General features: G+C 74.7%; 2 protein-coding genes. Both read right to left on the reverse strand.

Annotation, left to right across the window (positions count from 1 at the left end; translation table 11 throughout):
* Positions 1–13,520, reverse strand: a 13,520-nt coding sequence (locus tag NOD94_RS31990; protein WP_281209672.1) for a type I polyketide synthase, incomplete at its 3' end; no start/stop codon positions are given.
* A 60-nt stretch (positions 13,521–13,580) separates the two neighbouring features.
* Positions 13,581–20,681: a type I polyketide synthase gene (locus tag NOD94_RS31995; RefSeq protein WP_348652365.1), complete on the reverse strand. Its 7,101-nt coding sequence runs from the start codon at positions 20,679–20,681 to the stop codon at positions 13,581–13,583.
* Positions 20,682–20,732: the final 51 nt, after the last annotated feature.

The following is a 20,732-nucleotide window of genomic DNA, read 5'->3' on the forward strand; positions in this document are numbered from 1 at the left end:
AGGGGGAGTTCGAGTTCCAGTCCTTCGCACACGGTGTTCAGGGCGTCCGCGAACACGGGGTAGGCGTCGTACAGTTCGCGCCCCATCCCCAGCCGCTGACTGCCCTGACCGGTGAACAGGAAGGCAAGCTTCCCGCCGGCGGTCGGCGCGCCCCGGACGAGTCCGGCAGCCGTGCGGCCCTCGGCGAGGGCCGCCAGGCCGGCGCGGAATCCGTCGCGGTCCGAGGCGACCACGGTGGCGCGGTGTTCGAAGACGGCCCGGCCGGTGGCCAGGGAGTGGCCGACGGCGGCGGGTTCCGCGTCGGGGTGGGCGTCCAGGTGGGACAGGAGGCGTTCGCCCTGGGCGCGCAGGGCTTCGGGCGTGCGGGCCGTCAGGTGCCAGGGCAGCGCTGCCGGGGCCGCGGGAGTGCCGGAGGTGACCGGGGCGGGAGCGGCGGCGGGGGCCGGGATGTCCGGGAGTTCGACGATGGCGTGCGCGTTGGTACCGCTCATGCCGAAGGACGAGATGCCCGCGCGGCGGGGGCGGCCGGTCTCGGGCCAGGGGCGCTGCTCGGTGAGCAGGGAGACCGCGCCCGCGGACCAGTCGACGTGCGGGGAGGGCTCGTCGACGTGGAGGGTGCGGGGAAGTACGCCGTGGCGCATCGCCTGGACCATCTTGATGATGCCGGCGACGCCCGCGGCGGCCTGCGTGTGGCCGAAGTTGGACTTGATGGAGCCGAGCCAGAGGGGACGGTCCTCGGGCCGGTCCTGGCCGTAGGTGGCCAGCAGTGCCTGTGCCTCGATCGGGTCGCCGAGCCGGGTCCCCGTGCCGTGCGCCTCGACGGCGTCCACTTCGGCGGCGTTCAGGCCGGAGTTGACGAGGGCCTGGCGTATGACGCGCTGCTGGGCAGGACCGTTGGGGGCGGTGAGGCCGTTGGAGGCGCCGTCCTGGTTGACGGCGGTGCCGCGGACCACGGCGAGTACCCGGTGGCCGTTGCGGCGGGCGTCGGAGAGCCGCTCGACGAGCAGCATGCCGATGCCCTCGCCCCAAGCGGTGCCGTCGGCGGCGGCCGCGAACGGCTTGCAGCGGCCGTCGGCGGCGAGACCGCGCTGCCGGCTGAACTCGGTGAAGACGTCGGGGGTGGTGATGATCGTGACGCCGCCCGCCAGGGCGATCGAGCATTCGCCGGAGCGCAGGGCCTGCGCGGCGAGGTGCAGGGCGACGAGGGAGGAGGAGCAGGCGGTGTCGACGGTGACGGCGGGGCCTTCGAAGCCGAAGGTGTAGGAGACGCGGCCGGAGGCGATGCTGCTGGAGCCGCCGGTGCCGAGGTAGCCCTCGACGCCTTCGGGGACGGTGTTCAGGCGGGAGACGTAGTCGTTGTGCATCTGGCCGACGAACACGCCGACCTGCCCGCCGCGCAGGCCCGTCGGGTCGATGCCGGCCCGTTCGAACGCCTCCCAGGAGGTCTCCAGGAGGAGCCGCTGCTGCGGGTCCATGGCGAGGGCCTCGCGCGGGTTGATCCCGAAGAAGCCGGGGTCGAAGTGGTGGGCGTCGTAGACGAAGCCGCCTTCGCGGGCGTACGAGGTGCCGGGGTTGTCGGGGTCCGGGTCGTACAGCGCCTCGGTGTCCCAGCCGCGGTCCGCGGGGAGGTCGGCGATGCCGTCGCGGCCTTCGGCGAGCAGCTCCCACAGGTCCTCGGGGCTGCGGACGCCGCCGGGGAAGCGGCAGCTCATGGCGATGATGGCGATGGGGTCGTCGGCGGCGGCGGCGCCGGCCGGGTGCTGCGGGAGGGCGGCGGCCGCGGCGGCGGCCTCGGAGCCGAGGAGTTCGTCCTTGAGGTAGGCGGCGAGGACGGTGGGGGTGGGGTAGTCGAAGACGAGGGTGGCGGGCAGTCGGACGCCGGCGGTGGCGCCGAGGCGGTTGCGGAACTCGACGGCGGTCAGCGAGTCGAAGCCGAGGTCCTTGAACGCGCGGCCCGGTTCGACGGCGTCGGGGGTGGCGTGGCCGAGTACGGCCGCCACCTGGTCGCGTACGAGGTCGAGGAGGAGCGTGTCGCGCTCGGGCTCGGGGAGCCGTACGAGCTGCTCGACCAGCGGGGTTCCGGTGCGGGCCGCGCCGGCTTCGACGGCCCGGCGGGCGGGGGCCCGGACGAGGCCGCGCAGCAGGGCGGGGACCATGCTCGCGTCGGCCTGGCGCAGGGGTGCGAGGTCGAGCTGCATGGGGACGAGGTGGGCGTCGCCGGTGCGGTGGGCGGTGTCGAGGAGGGCGAGGCCCTCTTCGGTGGAGAGCCCGAGGACGCCGGAGCGCGTCATGCGGTCCTTGTCGGCGGTGTCGAGTTCTCCGGTCATGCCGCTGGCTTCGGCCCACAGGCCCCAGCCGAGGGAGGTGCCGGGCAGGCCGTGGGCCTGGCGGTGGCGGGCGAGTGCGTCGAGGAAGACGTTCGCGGCGGCGTAGTTGGCCTGTCCGGCGCCGCCGAAGGTACCGGCGGCGGAGGAGAAGAGGACGAAGTCGGCCAGGTCGAGGCGGCGGGTCAGGTCGTGCAGGTGGAGGGCGGCGTCTGCCTTGGGCCGCAGGACGGTGTCGAGGCGTTCGGAGGTGAGTGCCTCGGCGATGCCGTCGTCGAGGACGCCGGCGGTGTGGACGACGGCGGTCAGCGGGTGCGCGGCGGGGATGGCGTCGAGGAGGGCTGCGAGCGCGTCGCGGTCGGCGGCGTCGCAGGCGGCGATGGTGACGTCGGCGCCCAGGGCGCGCAGTTCGGCGGCGAGTTCGGCGGCGCCGGCGGCGCGTTCGCCGCGGCGGCTGGTGAGGACGAGCCGGCGGGCGCCGCGGACGGTGACGGCGTGCCGGGCGACGAGCGCGCCGAGGGTGCCGGTGCCGCCGGTGATGAGGACGGTGCCCTGCGGGTTCCATGCGACGGGCAAGGTCAGGACGATCTTGCCGGTGTGGCGGGCCTGGCTGAGGTAGCGGAACGCCTCGGGGGCTTGGCGGAGGTCCCAGGCGGAGACGGGGATGGGGTTCAGGGCGCCGGCCTCGAAGAGGCCGAGCAGCTCGGTGAGCATCTCCTGGATGCGGTCGAGGCCGGCTTCGGTGAGGTCGAAGGCCTGGTAGCCGACGCCGGGGTGGGCGGCCGCGACTTCCCGCGGGTCGCGGACGTCGGTCTTGCCCATCTCGACGAAGCGGCCGCCACGCGGCAGGAGCCGCAGGGAGGCGTCGACGAACTCGCGGGCGAGGGAGTCCAGGACGACGTCGACGCCGCGGCCGTCGGTGGCCGTGCGGAAGGTGTCCTCGAAGTCGAGGGTGCGGGAGGAGGCGATCCGGTCGTCGGTCAGGCCGAGTCCGCGCAGGGTGTCCCACTTGGCGGGACTGGCGGTGGCGTAGACGTCGGCGCCCCGGTGGCGGGCCAGTTGGACGGCGGCCATGCCGACGCCGCCGGCCGCGGCGTGCACGAGGAGGGTTTCGCCCTCGCGGAGGCCGGCGAGGTCGTGGAGGGCGTAGTAGGCCGTCATGAAGACGATCGGGACGGCCGCGGCCTCGGCGAAGGTCCAGCCCTCGGGCATGGGGGCGATCATGCGGCGGTCGACGACGGCGAGCGGGCCGAACGCGCCGGGCAGCATGCCCATGACGCGGTCGCCGGCGGCGAGGTCGGTGACGCCGGGGCCGGTCTCCACGACGGTGCCGGCGCCTTCGCTGCCCATCAGGCCGGGGTCGCCGGGGTACATGCCGAGGGCGTTGAGGACGTCGCGGAAGTTGAGGCCGGCGGCGCGTACGGCGACGCGGACCTGGCCGGCTTCCAGGGGTGCCTCGGACTCGGGGCTGGGGACCAGGGTGAGGTGGTCGAGGGTGCCCTTGTCCTCGATGTCCATGCGCCAGGCGGAGCCGTCCGCGGGGGGTGTCAGCGGGGTGGTGGTGGGGATCCGGGCGAGGCGGGGGGCGTGGACGGTGCCGCGGCGGATCGCGAACTGCGGTTCGCCGGTGGCGAGGGCGGCGGTGAGGAGGGTGGGGTCGGGGCCGGTCGTACCGGTGTCGAGGTCGGCGAGGACGAAGCGGTCGGGGTTCTCCGACTGTGCGGAGCGGACCAGGCCCCAGGCGGCGGCGTGGGCCGGGTCGGTGAGGTCCCAGTCGCCCTGGGTCGCGATGGCGCCCCGGGTGACGAACACCAGGCGGGAGGCGGCGAACCGGTCGTCGGCGAGCCAGCCCTGGACGAGGGCGAGGGCCCGGTGGCCGGCGGCGCGGACGGCTTCGGTGGTGAGCGCGTCCCCGGTGCCGGCCGGCGGGCAGGGGGCCAGGACGTGGGCGGGGGCGTCGGCGCCCGCGTCGAGGGCGGCGCCGAGTGCCGCGAGGTCGGCGTGGACCGGGCCGGGCAGCGCGTCGGCGTCCGGGCCCACCACGGCCCAGGGGGTGTCCTCGGCGGTCGGGGCGGACGGCAGCGGCACCGTGGCCCACTCGACGCGGAACAGCGACTCGTGGTGCGCGGTGCGGGAGGCGGCGGTGAGCCGGTCGGCGGAGACGGGCCGCAGCACGAGGTGGTCGACGGCGGCGACGGGCGCGCCGGTGGTGTCGGCGAGTTGCAGGGAGACGCTGTCGGCGCCGTCGGGGGTGAGGCGGACGCGCAGCGCGGACGCGCCGACGGCGTGCAGGGACACCCCGCGCCAGGAGAACGGGAGCCGGCCCTGGCGGTCCGCGTCGGGGGACGGCTGGACGAAGGTGGCGTGCAGGGCGGCGTCGAGGAGGGCCGGGTGCAGGCCGAACCGGCCGGCCTCGGCCTGCCGGTCGTCGGGCAGGGCCACCTCGGCGTAGACGTCGTCGCCGAGGGTCCAGGCGGCCCGCAGGCCCTGGAAGACGGGCCCGTAGGCGAAGCCGCCGCCGCCGAGGTGCTCGTACAGGCCGTCGACGGTGACGGCCTCGGCGCCGGGCGGGGGCCATGCGGTGAGGTCGAAGGCGGGGCGGGGCGCGCCGGTGGCGAGGACGCCCGCCGCGTGCCGGGTCCAGGGCTCGTCGTCGGCTGCGTCGGGGTCGCCGGAGTACAGGTCGAGGGTGCGGCGGCCGTCGCGGTCGGGTGCGCCGACCACGATCTGGAGGCGTACCGCGGTGTGCGGGGCCAGGATCAGCGGCGCTTCGAGGGTGAGTTCCTCCAGGACGTCGCAGCCGGCCTGGTCGCCGGCGCGGATGGCGAGTTCGACGAAGGCGGTGCCGGGCAGCAGGACGGTGCCCATGACGGCGTGGTCGGCGAGCCAGGGGTGGGTGTCGAGGGACAGGCGTCCGGTGAACAGGAAGCCCTCGCCGTCGGCGAGCGGTACGGCGGCGCCGAGCAGCGGGTGGTGGGCGGCGCCGAGGCCCGCCGACTCGACGTCGCCGATGTGTCCGGCGGGTGCCTCCAGCCAGAACCGGCGGCGTTGGAAGGCGTAGGTGGGCAGGTCGGTGCGGCGGGCGCCGGTCGCGGCGAAGTACGCGGTCCAGTCGAGGGGGACGGCGCGGGTGTGGAGGGCGGCGATGGCGGCGGTGAGCGCCTCGGCCTCGCCGCGGTCGCGGCGCAGGGCCGGGACGAACAGGGCGTCGCCGGCGGTGGCGGTATCCGTCAGGCAGTCGCGGCCGAGGCCGGACAGGACGCCCTGCGGGCCCAGTTCGAGGTAGGTGGTGACGTGTTCGGCGTCCAGGGTGCGGATGCCGTCGAGGAAGCGGACGGCTTCGCGGACGTGGGCGACCCAGTGCTCGGGGGTGCGCAGTTCCGCGCCTGCGACGGTCCCGGTGAGGTGGGTGACGACGGGGATGGTGGGCGCGTGGTAGGTGAGGGAGGCGGCGATGTCGTGGAAGGCGTCGAGCATGCCGTCCATCAGCGGGGAGTGGAAGGCGTGGCTGACGGTGAGGCGCTTGGTGCGGCGGCCGCGTCGTTCGAACTCGGCGGCGATCTCCAGGGCGAGGGGCTCGTCGCCGGAGATGACGACGGAGGAGGCCGAGTTGACGGCGGCGATGCCGATGCGGTCCTCGTGCCCGGCGAGGAGGGGGCGGACCTCGTACTCGGTGCCGGTCAGCGCGATCATCGCGCCGCCCGCGGGGAGTCGCTCCATGAGGCGACCGCGGGCGGCGACGAGGGCGGCCGCGTCGGGGAGCGTGAGGACGCCCGCGACGTGCGCCGCGGTGATCTCGCCGATGGAGTGGCCGGCGACGAAGTCGGGTCGCACGCCCCATGATTCGACGAGGCGGTAGAGCGCGGTCTCCAGCGCGAACAGGGCGGGCTGGGTGTGTCCGGTCCGGTTCAGGCGGGTGTCGTCGTCGTCGAACAGGACGTCCTTGAGGGGCTGTTCGAGGTGCGGGTCGAGGGCGGCGCAGACCTCGTCCAGGGCGGCGGCGAAGACGGGGTGGGCGGCGTACAGTTCGCGGCCCGTGCCGGGGCGTTGGCTGCCTTGACCGGTGAAGAGGACGGCGAGGCGGCCGTCGGCGGTGTCGTGGCGGACGAGTCGGGCGCCGTCCTTGTCCGCGGCGAGCGCGTCGAGTCCGGTCAGGAGCCCGTCCCGGTCGGCGGCGACGACGGCGGCGCGGCGGTCCAGAGCGGTGCGGGTGGTGGCCAGGGAGAACGCCACGTCGGCGGGGTGCGCGTCGGGGTGTCGTACGAGGTGGTCTGCGAGGCGGGCGGCCTGGGCGCGCAGGGCTTCGGGGGTGCGGCCGGACAGGACGTACGGGAGCGGGGCGCCCTGGGTGACGCCGGCGTTCCCGGCCGGGTCGGTGCCGGTGGGGGCGTGTGCGTCGGTGTCCTGGTCGGTGGGCGGCTGCTCGATGATGACGTGGGCGTTGGTGCCGCTGACCCCGAACGAGGAGATGCCGGCGCGGCGGGGGCGGTCCGTCTCGGGCCAGGCGGCGGCCTCGGTGAGCAGTTCGACGGCGCCCGCGCTCCAGTCGATGTGCGGGGACGGCTCGCCGATGTGCAGGGAGGCGGGCAGGACGCCGTGGCGCATCGCCTGGACCATCTTGATGATGCCCGCGGCGCCCGCGGCGGCCTGGGTGTGGCCGATGTTGGACTTGATGGAGCCCAGGCGCAGCGGCCGGTCGGCGGGGCGGCCCTGGCCGTAGGTGGCGAGGAGGGCCTGGGCCTCGATGGGGTCGCCGAGGGTGGTGCCCGTGCCGTGGGCCTCGACGGCGTCGACGTCGGCGGCGCTCAGGCCGGCGTGGGCGAGGGCCTCGCGGATGACGCGCTGCTGGGAGGGCCCGTTGGGGGCGGTCAGGCCGTTGGAGGCGCCGTCCTGGTTGACGGCGGTGCCGCGTACGACGGCGAGGACGGGGTGTCCGTTGCGGCGGGCGTCGGAGAGCCGCTCGACGAGGATCATGCCGGCGCCCTCGGCCCAGGCGGTGCCGTCGGCGTCGGCGGAGAAGGACTTGCAGCGGCCGTCGGTGGACAGGCCGCGCTGGCGGCTGAAGTCGATGAAGGTGTCCGGGGTGGACATGACGGTGACGCCACCGGCGAGCGCCATGTCGCACTCGCCGCTGCGCAGGGCCTGCGCGGCCAGGTGCAGGGCGACGAGGGAGGAGGAGCAGGCCGTGTCGATGGTGACGGCCGGGCCCTCCAGGCCGAAGGTGTAGGAGATGCGGCCGGAGGCGACGCTGCCGGCGGTGCCGGTGCCGAGGTAGCCCTCCAGGCCCTCGGGGACGGCCGGGAGGCGCGTCAGGTAGTCGTGGTACATGACGCCGGCGAAGACGCCGGTGCGGCTGCCGCGCATCGACGCCGGGTCGAGCCCGGCCCGTTCGAACACCTCCCAGGAGGTTTCCAGCAGGAGCCGCTGGTGCGGGTCCATGGCGAGGGCCTCGCGCGGGTTGATGCCGAAGACGTCGGGGTCGAAGTCGGCGGCGTCGTGCAGGAAGCCGCCGGTGCGGGTGTAGGAGGTGCCGGCGCGGCCGGGGTCGGAGTCGTACAGCCCGTCGAGGTTCCAGCCTCGGTCGGTCGGGAACGGGGAGATCGCGTCGACGGAGCCGGCGACGAGCTGCCACAGTTCCTCGGGGGTGCTGACGCCGCCGGGGTAGCGGCAGCTCATGGCGACGATGGCGATGGGCTCGTCGGCGACGGCCTGCGCGCCGGCGGTGGTGGGCGCGGTCGGCGCTGCCAGGTCGCCGAGGAGTTCGGTGCGCAGGAACGCGGCGAGGGCGTTCGGGGTCGGGTAGTCGAAGACGAGGGTGGCGGGCAGTCGGACCCCGGTGGCGGAGCCGAGGCGGTTGCGCAGTTCGACGGCGGTGAGCGAGTCGAAGCCGAGTTCCTTGAAGGCGCGGCCCGGGTCGACGGCGTCGGGGCCGGGGAAGCCGAGGACGGCGGCGACCTGTACGCGGACGGTGGCGAGCAGCAGCCGGTCGCGTTCGGCGGCGGTCAGCGGCAGGAGCCGCTCGGTGAGGCCGTCGGCGGGGGCGGCGCCCCGGTCGGCGGCGGCCCGGCGTGCGGCGGGTCGGACGAGGCCGCGCAGCAGCGGGGGGACCATGCTCGCGTCGGCCTGGCGCAGCGCGGCGAGGTCCAGGTGCATGGGGACGGCGGTGGGTTCGCCGGCGGCGCGGGCGGTGTCCATGAGGGCGAGGCCCTCGGCGGAGGACAGCGCGGCGACGCCGGCGCGGGCGATGCGTTCCAGGTCGGTGTCGGCGAGGTCGCCGGTCATGGCGCTGCGTTCGGCCCACAGGCCCCAGGCGAGGGCGGTGGCGGGCAGGCCTTCGGCACGGCGCCGGTGGGCGAGGGCGTCGAGGAAGGTGTTGGCGGCGGCGTAGTTGGCCTGGCCGGCCGCGCCGAGGGTGCCGGCGGCGGCGGAGAACAGGACGAACGCGGCGAGGTCGAGGCCGCGGGTCAGTTCGTGCAGGTTGACGGCCGCGTCGACCTTGGCGGGCAGGACGTGGTCGACGCGGTCGGGGGTGAGCGCTTCGAGGATGCCGTCGTCGAGGACGCCGGCGGTGTGGACGACCGCGGTCAGCGGATGTGCGGCCGGTACGGAGTCCAGGAGCGCGGCGAGGGCGTCGCGGTCGGCGGCGTCGCAGGCGGCGAGGGTCACCTCGGCGCCCAGGGCGCGCAGTTCGGCGAGGAGTTCGGAGGCTCCGGCGGCGGCCTCGCCGCGGCGGCTGGTCAGCAGCAGGCGGCGCACGCCGTGCGCGGTGACCAGGTGGCGGGCGACGAGCCCGCCGAGGGTTCCGGTGGCGCCGGTGACGAGGGCGGTGCCGTCGGTGTCGAGGGGGCGGGCCTCCTGTCCTTCGGCGGCGGGCACGGCGGGGACCCGGCCGAGCCGGGGGACGACGGCGCGGCCTTCGCGCAGGGCGAGCTGCGGCTCACCGGTGGCCAGTGCGGCGGGCAGTGCGCGCAGGGACTCCTCGCGGTCGTCGAGGTCGATGAGGACGAACCGGTCGGGGTGCTCGGACTGGGCGGAGCGCAGCAGGCCCCACAGCGGGGCGTGCGCCAGGTCGGGGACGTCGGAGCCGGCGGTGGTGGCGACCGCCGCGTGGCTGACGAACACCAGCCGGGAGTCGGCGAGGCGGTCGTCGGCGAGCCAGGCCTGCGCGAGGTCCAGGGCGTGGTGCAGGGCCGCGGCGACGGCTGCGGGCAGCGCGGTGTCCACGGGGGTCCGGGAGGTGCCGCCGCCGGCGGGCAGGGGGACCACGACGGCCTGCGGTACGGGGGCGCCGGCCTCGATCGCGGCGGCCAGTTCGGCGAGGCCGGTGTGGGCGGCGGCGGTGGGGAGCACGGTGGTGAACCGGGAGCCGGCCGCGGCCGCGTCGAGCAGGGCCCACCGGCCGGGGGCGACGGTGGTGGCGGCGGGCAGGGCGAGTGGGGTCCACTCGACGCGGAACAGCGAGTCGTGGAAGGCCGTCCGGGCCGCCCGTACCTGGTCGGGGGTGACGGGGCGCAGCAGCAGGGCGTCGACGGAGGCGACGGGGGCGCCGGTCTCGTCGGCCAGGTCGACGGAGACGGTGTCCTGGCCGGCGGGGGCCAGGCGCACGCGCAGGGCGCGCGCGCCGACGGCGTGCAGGGTGACGCCGCTCCAGGAGAACGGCAGCCGGCCGTGCTCGGTGTCCTCCAGCAGGTCGCCCATGCCGACGGCGTGCAGGGCGGCGTCCAGGAGGGCCGGGTGCATGCCGAACAGGGCGGCCTCGGCGTGTGCCTGTTCGGGCAGGCGGATCTCGGCGAAGACCTCGTCGGCGCGCTGCCAGGCTCCGGTCAGGCCCTGGAAGACGGGTCCGTAGGCGAAGCCGGAGGCGGTGAGGTGCTCGTAGAGGCCCTCGACGGGGACGGCGGTGGCGCCCTGCGGGGGCCACACGGCCAGGTCGGCGCCGGTGCGGGCGGTGTCCCGGGCGGCGGGGGCGAGGAAGCCGGTGGCGTGCCGGGTCCAGGCGCCTTCGCCCCAGGTGTCGTCGGCGGCGTCCTCGGGCCGGGAGTGCAGGGTCAGGGAGCGTCGTCCGTCGGCGTCGGGGGCGTCGACGGCGAGCTGGATCTGGATGCCGCCGTGCGGGGGCAGGGCCAGGGGTGCCTGGAGGGTGAGTTCGTCGAGGAGTTCGCAGCCGGTGTGTTCGCCGGCGCGGAGGGCGAGTTCCACGAAGGCCGTGCCGGGCAGCAGCACGGTGTCCATGACGGTGTGGTCGGCGAGCCACGGGTGGGTGGCCAGGGACAGCCGGCCGGTGAACAGGTAGCCGTCGCCGTCGGCGAGGGAGATGGCCGCGCCGAGCAGCGGGTGGTCGGCGGAGCCGATGCCGGCGGCGGTGACGTCACCGGTCCAGGCGGTGAGCTGCTCGGGCCAGTACAGGCGCCGCTGGAAGGCGTAGGTGGGCAGTTCGACGCGGGCGCCGGCGCGGCCGGCGAAGACGGCGGACCAGTCCACGCGGACGCCGTGGACATGGGCGCGGGCGACGGCGGCGGCGAACGCGGCGGGTTCGGGGCGGTCGGCGCGCAGCGCGGGCACGAACACCGCGTCGGTGTGGGCGTCCTCGTCGCCGAGGCAGTCCTGGGCGAGGGCGGTGAGCACTCCGCCGGGGCCGACCTCGATGAAGGTGGTGACGCCGAGGGCGGCGAGGCCGCGTATCCCGTCGAGGAAGCGGACGGCCTCGCGGACGTGCCGGACCCAGTAGTCGGCGGTGCAGATCTCCTCGGCGGTGACGGAGGCGCCGGTGAGGTTGGAGACGATCGGGATGACGGGCGGCGCGTAGGTGACGGCCTCGGCGGCCGCGCGGAACGCGTCGAGCATGTCGTCCATGAGCGGCGAGTGGAAGGCGTGGCTGACGGTGAGCCGCTTGGTGCGGCGGCCGCGGGCCCGCAGGTTTTCGGCGAGTTCCGTGGCCTCGTGGTCGTCGCCGGAGACGACGACGGAGCGGGGGCCGTTGATCGCGGCGATGGAGATCCGGTCGGTGAGGAGCGGCGTGACCTCCTCCTCGGTCGCCTCGACGGCGATCATCGCGCCGTCGGTGGGCAGTGCCTGCATCAGGCGGCCGCGGGCGGCGACGAGGGCGGCCGCGTCGGGGAGGGTGAGGACGCCGGAGACGTGGGCGGCGGCGAGTTCGCCGATGGAGTGCCCGATGAGGAAGTCGGGTCGCACGCCCCACTGTTCGAGCTGCCGGTGGAGGGCGACCTCGACGGCGAACAGGGCGGCCTGGGTGTGGGCGGTCTCGTCGAGCAGGGCCTCCTCGGCGGTGCCCGGCTCGGCGAACAGGACGTCGTACAGGGGGCGTTCGAGGTGCTCGTCGAGGGCGTCGCGGACCTCGTCGAGGGCCCGGGCGAACGCCGGGTGCGTCGCGTACAGTTCGCGGGCCATGCCGGGGCGCTGGCTGCCCTGGCCGGTGAACAGGAAGGCCGTGTTGCCCTCGCCGACGGCGCCGACGACCCCGGTGGCGGGCTGCTCGCCGGCGGCGAGCGCGTCGAGGTCGGTGAGGAGCCCCTCGCGGTCGGCGGGGAGGAGGACGGCCCGCCGGTCCAGCGCGGAGCGGCTGGTGGCGAGGGAGAGACCGAGGTCGGTGAGGGCGGCGGGGCCGTCGGCGAGCGCGGGGTGGGCGCGCAGGTGGGCGGCGAGCCGGCCGGCCTGGGCGCGCAGGCCCTCGTCGCCGTGGCCGGAGATCAGCAGCGGTACGGGCCCGGTGGCGGCTTCCGCGAGGGCGGTGCCGTCCTCGCCCGTGCCGCCCGGCCTGCTGGTGGCAGGTTCGGCGGGCGGCGCCTGTTCGATGACGGTGTGGGCGTTGGTGCCGCTGACGCCGAACGAGGAGACGCCTGCGCGGCGCGGCTGGCCGGTCTCGGGCCACGGCACGGACCGGTCGAGGAGTTGGACGGCGCCGGTGGCCCAGTCGACGGCCGAGGACGGCTGGTCGATGTGGAGGGACTCGGGCAGGACGCCGTGCCGGATCGCCTCGACCATCTTGATGATGCCCGCGACACCGGCGGCGGCCTGGGTGTGCCCGATGTTCGACTTGATCGAACCGAGCCACAGCGGCCGGCCCTCGGGCCGGTTCTGCCCGTAGGTGGCCAGGATGGCCTGGGCCTCGATGGGGTCGCCGAGGGTGGTGCCGGTGCCGTGCGCCTCGACGACGTCGACCTGCGCCGGGGTGAGCCCGGCGTTGGTCAGCGCCTGGCGGATGACGCGCTGCTGGGACGGGCCGTTGGGGGCGGTGAGCCCGTTGGAGGCGCCGTCCTGGTTGACGGCGGTGCCGCGGACGACGGCGAGGACCGGGTGGCCCTGGCGGCGGGCGTCGGAGAGCTTCTCGACGAGGAGCATGCCGACGCCCTCGCCCCAGCCGGTGCCGTCGGCGCCGTCGGCGAACGGCTTGCACCGGCCGTCGGGGGCGAGGCCGCGCTGCCGGCTGAACTGGACGAAGGCACGCGGACTGGACATGACCGTGACACCGCCGGCGAGGGCCACGGAGCACTCGCCCGACCGCAGGGCCTGCACGGCCAGGTGGAGGGCGACGAGGGAGGAGGAGCAGGCGGTGTCGATGGTGACCGCCGGGCCTTCGAGGCCGAAGGTGTAGGACAGCCGGCCGGAGACGACGCTGGCGGCGTTCCCGGTGAGGAGGTATTGCTCGACGCCCTGGGGAACGCCGTCGCGCAGCAGGTCGGGGTAGTCCTGGCCGTTGGTGCCGATGAACACGCCGGCCTTGCTGCCGCGCAGGGTGACCGGGTCGATGCCGGCGCGTTCGAAGGTCTCCCAGGACGTTTCGAGGAGCAGGCGCTGCTGCGGGTCCATGCCGAGGGTCTCGCGCGGGCTGATCCCGAAGAACCCGGCGTCGAACTCGCCGACGCCGTCGAGGAATCCGCCCTCGCGGGTGTACGAGGTGCCCCGCTGGTCGGGGTCGGCGTCGTACAGGGACTCGATGTCCCAGCCGCGGTCGACCGGGAAGTCGGTGATGGCGTCCCGGCCGCCGGAGACCAGGTCCCACAGGTCCTCCGGCGACTGGATGCCGCCGGGGAACCTGCAGGCCATGCCGACGATCGCGATCGGCTCCGGCTCCTGGGCCTCGACCTCGCGCAGGCGCTGCCGTGTCTGGTGCAGATCGGCCGTCACCCGCTTCAGGTAGCCGATGATCTTGTCCTGATCCGCAGCCTGATCCGCCATTGGAACCTCACCCATGCTCGTCACAAACCCTCGTGCTGTTACTGCCTGCTGTCCGCTGTGCTAGATACCGAGCTCGTTCTCGATGAAGTCGAAGAGCTCGTCGGGCGTGGCTTCCTGGAGCTTCTCGGCCACGGCCTCGCCGCTCGAATGGGCCTGGGGTTCACCCCATTTCGCCAGGAGGGCCTGGAGGCGCGAGGCGATGTCGGCGCGCGTACCGCCGTCGGGATCGAGGACGGAGAGCGCGGATTCGAGCTTCTCCAGTTCCGCGATGCCGGGCGCGGCGGCGGCGCTGCCGTCCTGCACGATCTCCGCCCGCAGGAACTCGGCGAGTACCGCCGGGGTCGGGTGGTCGAAGACCAGCGTGGCGGGGAGTTTCAGTCCGGTGGCGGCGTTCAGGCGGTTGCGCAGTTCCAGCGCGATCAGGGAGTCGAAGCCGAGCTCCTTGAAGGCACGACCGGCGCCCACCTCGTCGGTGCCGGCGTGCCCGAGGGCGGTCGCCGCGTGAGTGCGCACCAACTCCAGTACGGCCAAGGCCTGTTCGGTCTGCGTCATCACCGACAGCCGTCGGCGCAGCGCCTCGCCGGGGGCCCCTGCCGCGCCCTCGTCCGCTCCGCCGGCCGGGGCGGACCGCGCGAGCCGACGCACCTCCGGCAGGTCGGCGAGGAACGCGCTGGGGCGTACGGCGGTGTAGCCGGGCGTGAACCGTTCCCACTGGATGTCGGCGACGGCGACGGCCGACTCGCCGTGGTCGAGGGCCTGCTGGAGCGCGCGGATCGCGGAGCGCGGTGCCATGGCGGGCACGCCGCCGCGGTCGAGGCGTTCCCCGATGGCGCCACCGGCGGCCAGTCCGCTGTCGCCCCAACGACCCCAGGCGACGGAGGTCGCGGGCAGGCCGTCGGCGTGCCGCTGTTCGGCGAGGGCGTCGAGGTAGGAGTTGGCGGCGGCGTAGTTGCCCTGCCCGGCGTCACCGAGGGTGCCTGCGACACCGGAGAACAGGACGAACGCCGACAGGTCGAGGTTCCGGGTCAGTTCGTGGAGGGTGAGCGCCGCGTCCGCCTTGGGGGCGAGTACGGTCGCGAACCGTTCGGGGGTGAGCCCGTCGATGACGCCGTCGTCGAGGACGCCCGCGGTGTGCACGACGGCGGTGAGCGGCCGGCCTGCGGGTACGGCGGCGAGGAGGCGGGCCACGGCGTCCCGGTCGGCCATGTCGCAGGCGGCGAGGGTGACCTCGGCGCCGAGCGCGGTGAGTTCGTCGCGCAGTTCGGCCGCGCCGGGGGCGTCGGGGCCGCGACGGCTGGTGAGGAGCAGGTGCTCGGCGCCGTTCTCGGCGAGCCAGCGTGCGACGTGTGCGCCGAGGGCGCCCGTACCGCCGGTGACCAGGGTCGTACCGTGCGGCTTCCACACGGGGGCGACGGGCGCGTCCGCGAGGGGGGCGTGGGCCAGCCGGCGTCCGAACGGCCCGGCGGCCCGGACGGCCACCTGGTCCTCGGCCCCGTCACCGGCGAGGATCCCGACGAGCCGTTCCAGGGTCCGTCCGTCGGTCTGCGCGGGCAGGTCGAGGAGACCGCCCCAGCGGTCGGGGAACTCCAGCGCGGCCGTACGACCGAAGCCCCACAGGAGGGCCTGCGCCGGGTCCTGGAGCCGCTCGGACGGGGCCACGGCGACGGCGCCGCGGGTCACGCACCACAGGGGTGCGGACACCTCGGCGTCACCGAGGGCCTGGACTAGTGCGGCGGTGGCCAGCAGTCCCGTGTGCCCGCGCAGCGCGGGGCCGTCGGTGCCGGCGGCGAGGGCGAGGAGGGAGAGGACGCCGGTAGGGGCGTCCACGCCGTCGGTGGCGGCCTTCAGCGCGGCGGTGAGCGCGTCCCGGCCGGCCGCGTCGGCGGCCACCGTGACCGTACGGACCTGCGCGCCTCGCTCGGCGAGCGTACGGAGCACGCCGGCGACCGTGTCACCGGCCGGCCCGGCCGGAGTCCCGGGTACGACGACCAGCCAAGGCCCGGACAGGCGGGTGGTGGCGGCTTCGGCGAGGGGCTTCCAGGTGACGCGGTAGCGCCAGCCGTCGACCGTGGACTGTTCCCGGTTCTCGCGCCGCCAGGACGACAGCGCGGGGAGCAGCGCGGTCAGCGGCTGGTCACCTTCGATCCGCAGCTCGGCGGTGAGCGCGGCGAGGTCCTCGCGTTCGACGGCGTCCCAGAACCGGGCGTCGACGACGCTTTCCGCGGCCTGCTCCCCCGCTTCGACAGGGGCGGCCTCGGGCCAGAAGCGCTGCGACTGGAAGGCGTAGGTGGGCAGGTCCACGCGCTGTGCGCCCGTACCGGCGAACACGGCGTCCCAGTCGACGGCCACACCCCGCACGTACGCCTCACCGAGGGACAACCAGAAGCGTTCCAGGCCGCCCTCGTTGCGACGCAGCGACCCCAGGACCGCCGCCTCGCGACCCGCGTCCTCCACCGTCTCCTGCATCCCGACGGTGAGGACCGGGTGCGGGCTCGACTCGATGAACACGCCGAAACCCTGGTCGAGGAGCGTGCGAGTGGCTTCTTCCAGCTCGACGGTCCGACGAAGGTTGCGGAACCAGTAACCGGCATCCAGCTCGGTCCCGTTCACCCACTCACCGGTGACGGTGGAAAGGAACGGCACCTGCGCGGCCTGCGGAACGATCGGGGCGAGCAGCTCGGCCAGCTCCTCGCGCAGAAGGTCGACCTGCGCGGAGTGCGAGGCGTAGTCCACCGCGATCCGCCTGGCACGGATCCCGTCCGCCTCACAGGCAGCCAGGAGCTCATCCAGGGCCTCGACCTCACCCGACACCACCACCGAGGACGGGCCGTTGACGGCCGCGACGGAGATCCGTGCCTCACCCCACCGGGCGATCCGCTCACGCACCTCCGAAGCCGGCAGCGGCACCGAAACCATGCCACCCAAACCCGCCAACACACGACCGATGGCCTGACTCCGCAGAGCCACCACCCGAGCCGCGTCGTCCAGGGACAGGATCCCCGCCACACACGCCGCAGCGATCTCACCCTGCGAATGCCCGATCACCGCACCCGGACGCACACCCGCAGCCCGCCACACCTCAGCGAGCGACACCATCACCGCGAACAGAGCCGGCTGCACGACGTCCACCCGATCGAGGGAGGGCGCGCCGTCGGCGGCCCGGAGCACGTCCACCAACGACCAGTCGGTGAAGGGCTCCAGCGCCGTCGCACATTCGTCCACCCGGGCTGCAAACACAGGTGAAGCGTCCAACAGCGCTTCCGCCATTCCCACCCATTGCGACCCCTGTCCGGGGAAGACGAAGGCGGTCCTGCCCCCGATGACAGACCCCTGGACGAGCAGGGGTGCGGTGCCTCCCGCGGCCAGGGTGGCCAGGCCGGCGAGGTGTTCCTCCCGGTCCCGGCCGATCAGTACCGCGCGGCGGTCGTGGGCGGTGCGGGTGGTGGCCAGGGAGTGGCCGATGTCGCCGGTTCGCAGGTCAGGGCGGGTGGAGAGGTGGTTCAGCAGGCGGTCCGCCTGGGCGTGGAGCGCCTTTTCCGTCTTGGCCGTGAGGGGCCAGGGCAGTGGGGCCGGCCGATCGGAGTCGTCGGCGTCCGGGGTCGTCGTGGTCAGTAGGGGGTGGGGGGCCGGCGGTACAGGGGTTCCCTGTTCGTCGGACCCCGGTTCTGCCGGGGCCTGCTCGATGATGGCATGGGCGTTCGTCCCGCTGAATCCGAACGACGAAACACCCGCGCGCCAGGGCCGGTCACCGGTCTCGGGCCAGGCCTGCTGCTCCGTCAGCAGGGCGACCTCGCCCTCGCTCCAGTCGACGTGCGGGGTGGGGTCGGCGATGTGGATGCTCTGCGGCAGTACGCCGTGCTGCATGGACAGCACGACCTTCATCACGCCGGCGACGCCGGCGGCGGCCTGCGCGTGGCCGATGTTGGACTTGATCGACCCGAGGAGCAGCGGCCGGCCCTCGGGCCGGTCCTGGCCGTAGGTGGCCAGGAGGGCCTGGGCCTCGATCGGGTCGCCGAGGGTCGTGCCCGTGCCGTGGGCCTCCACGACGTCGACTTCCGCCGCGGTCACACCGGCGTTGGCCAGGGCCTGGCGGATGACCCGCTGCTGGGACGGACCGTTGGGGGCGGTCAGCCCGTTGGAGGCGCCGTCCTGGTTGATGGCCGTACCGCGGATCACGGCCAGTACGGGGTGTCCGTTGCGCCGCGCGTCCGAGAGGCGTTCGACGAGGAGCATGCCGACGCCCTCGGCGGGGCTGAAGCCGTCGGCGTCGGAGGAGAAGGCCTTGCAGCGGCCGTCGGTGGACAGGCCTCGCTGGCGGCTGAACTCGATGAAGGTGCCGGGTGTGGACATGACGGTCACTCCGCCGGCCAGGGCCATGGAGCACTCCCCCGACCGCAGGGCCTGCACCGCCAGGTGCAGCGCGACGAGCGAGGCCGAGCAGGCCGTGTCGACGGTGACGGCGGGACCTTCGAGGCCGAAGGTGTAGGACAGTCGGCCGGAGACGACGCTGCCCGCGCTGCCGGTGGCCAGGTGCCCTTCGAGGCCCTCGGAGGCGCCGCGTACGAGGTGGGAGTAGTCGGAGCCGTTGGTCCCGACGAACACGCCGGACTGGCTGCCGCGCAGGGTCTCCGGGTCGATGCCGGCCCGCTCGAACGTCTCCCACGAGGTTTCCAGCAGCAGCCGCTGCTGGGGGTCCATGGCGAGGGCCTCGCGCGGGGAGATCCCGAAGAACGACGGGTCGAAGGAGGCCGCGTCGGTGAGGAAGCCGCCCTCCCGGGTGTACGAGGTGCCCTGGGCATTGGGGTCGGGGTCGTACAGCGCCTCGACGTCCCAGCCGCGGTCGACGGGGAACCTGGAGAGGGCGTCGCCGCCGGAGGCGAGCAGTTGCCACAGTTCCTCGGGGCTGCGGACGCCACCGGGGAACCGGCAGCTCATCGCGACGACGGCGATCGGTTCGGCGTCCGCTCCTGCGGTGGGGCCGGTGGCGGTCGGGGCGGGCGCGGCACCGCCGGCGTCCCGGCCGCCGAGCTCGGTGCGCAGGTGCCGGGCCAGGACGGTGGGCGTCGGGTGGTCGAAGACGAGGGTGGGCGGCAGCTTGAGCCCGACGGCGGCGCCGAGGCGGTTGCGCAGTTCGACGGAGGTGAGGGAGTCGAAGCCGAGTTCCTTGAACGCCCGGCCGGCCTCCACGGCCTCGGGCCCGGCGTAGCCGAGTACGGCGGCGACGGCCGTCCGGACGAGTTCCAGGAGCAGGCGTTCCTGCTCGGCCTCGGGCTGTCCGGCGAGTCGGCGGAGGAGCACGGCAGCGCCGCCGGTGTCCTCCGCGGTGTCGGCGCGGGTGGCTTCCGCCGCCTGTCGTGCCTCGGGCAGGTCGTGCAGCAGGGGCCGGGCGCGGCCCGAGGTGAAGGCGAGTACGAAGCGCTTCCACTCCATGTCGGCGACGGTCAGGGTGGTCTCGTCACGGTCCAGGGCGTGCTGGAGCGCGCTGACGGCCCGCGCGGGGTCCATCTCGATGACGCCGTGGCGGCGCATGCGGTCGCCGACGGCGCCTTCGGCCATGCCTCCGCTGCCCCAGGGGCCCCAGGCGAGGGAGGTGGTGGGCAGGCCTTCGGCCCGCCGGTACTCGGCGAAGGCGTCGAGGAACGCGTTGCCCGGCGCGTAGTTCCCCTGGCCGGGGGCGCCGAAGGTGGCGGCGAAGGAGGAGAAGAGGACGAACGCCGAGAGGTCGAGGTGACGGGTCAGTTCGTGCAGGTTCCGCGTGGCATCGACCTTCACCCGCAGGACCCGTTCGATCTGCTCGGGCGTCAGTGCCTCGATGACCCCGTCGTCCAGGACGGCCGCCGTGTGAACGACTGCGGTGAGCGGCCGGTCGGCGGGTACGGAGGCGAGGAGGCCGGCGAGTTCGTCGCGGTCGCCGACGTCGCAGGCGGCGATCGTGACGTCCGCGCCGAGGGCCGTCAGTTCGTCACGGAGCTCGGCGGCGCCGGGCGCGTCCGGACCGCGACGGCTGGTCAGGACGAGGTGCTCGGCACCGTTCGACGCCAGCCAGCGGGCCACGTGCGCGCCGAGCGCACCCGTACCCCCGGTGACCAGGGTCGTACCGCGCGGCTTCCACTCACGCACGACCGGCGTCCCGGACAGGCGCGCCCGCACCAGACGACGCACGAACACCCCGGCGGTCCGAACGGCCACCTGGTCCTCGGCGCCGTCACCGGCCAACACGCCCACGAGCCGCGACAGGCTCCGGTCATCGGCCACGGACGGCAGGTCGATCAGACCGCCCCAGCGCTCGCCGTGCTCCAGGGCCACCACCCGGCCGAGGCCCCAGACCGGGGCCTGCGCGGGATCGATCCGCGGCTCGGAGCGGGCCACGGAGACCGCACCACGGGTGACGCACCACAGCGGGGCGTTGACCTCGGTGTCGCCGAGGACCTGCACGAGGGACAGGGTGTCGATCACACCGGGGGCCGCGTCGGTGCCGGCGGAGGTGACGAGCGACAGTACGCCCGTCACCGCAGGGCTGTCGGCGAGCGCCTCACGGATCCGCCCGGCCAGCTCGACGCGGGAGTCGTCGGTGCGGGGTACGGCGATCCGACGTACGTCGGCGCCGTGTTCGGCGAGCGTACGCAGAACGGTTTCCGTCGACGCGGCATCGGTCGGGGCGTCGGGGACCGCGATCAGCCAGGTACCGGAGAGACGTGGTGCGGACGCGGGCTCGGGGGCCGGCTTCCAGGTGATCCGGTACCGCCAGCCGTCGACGGTGGACCGCTCATGGCTATGGCGGCGCCACGAGGACAGTGCGGGGAGCAGTGCGGTGAGCGCCTCGTCGGCGTCGACGTCCAGCTCGGCGGTGAGGGCGGCGACGTCGTGGGCCTCGACGGCTTCCCAGAACCGCGCATCGGCGGCGCCGGCCGGGTACGCGGCGGCCTCGGGCTCCGCCGGGGTGCCGCTTTCGAGCCAGAAGTGCTCCTGCTGGAAGGCGTAGGTGGGCAGGTCCACGCGCTGTGCGCCCGTACCGGCGAACACGGCGTCCCAGTCCACCACCGCACCACGGACGTAGGCCTCGGCCAGCGACGACCAGAACCGTTCCAGGCCGCCCTCGTTGCGGCGCAGCGACCCCAGGACGGCCGCCTCGCGACCCGCGTCCTCCACCGTCTCCTGCATCCCGACGGTGAGGACGGGGTGCGGGCTCGACTCGACGAACACACCGAAGCC

The organism is Streptomyces sp. Isolate_45 (assembly GCF_024721315.2).
GTDB lineage: Bacteria > Actinomycetota > Actinomycetes > Streptomycetales > Streptomycetaceae > Streptomyces.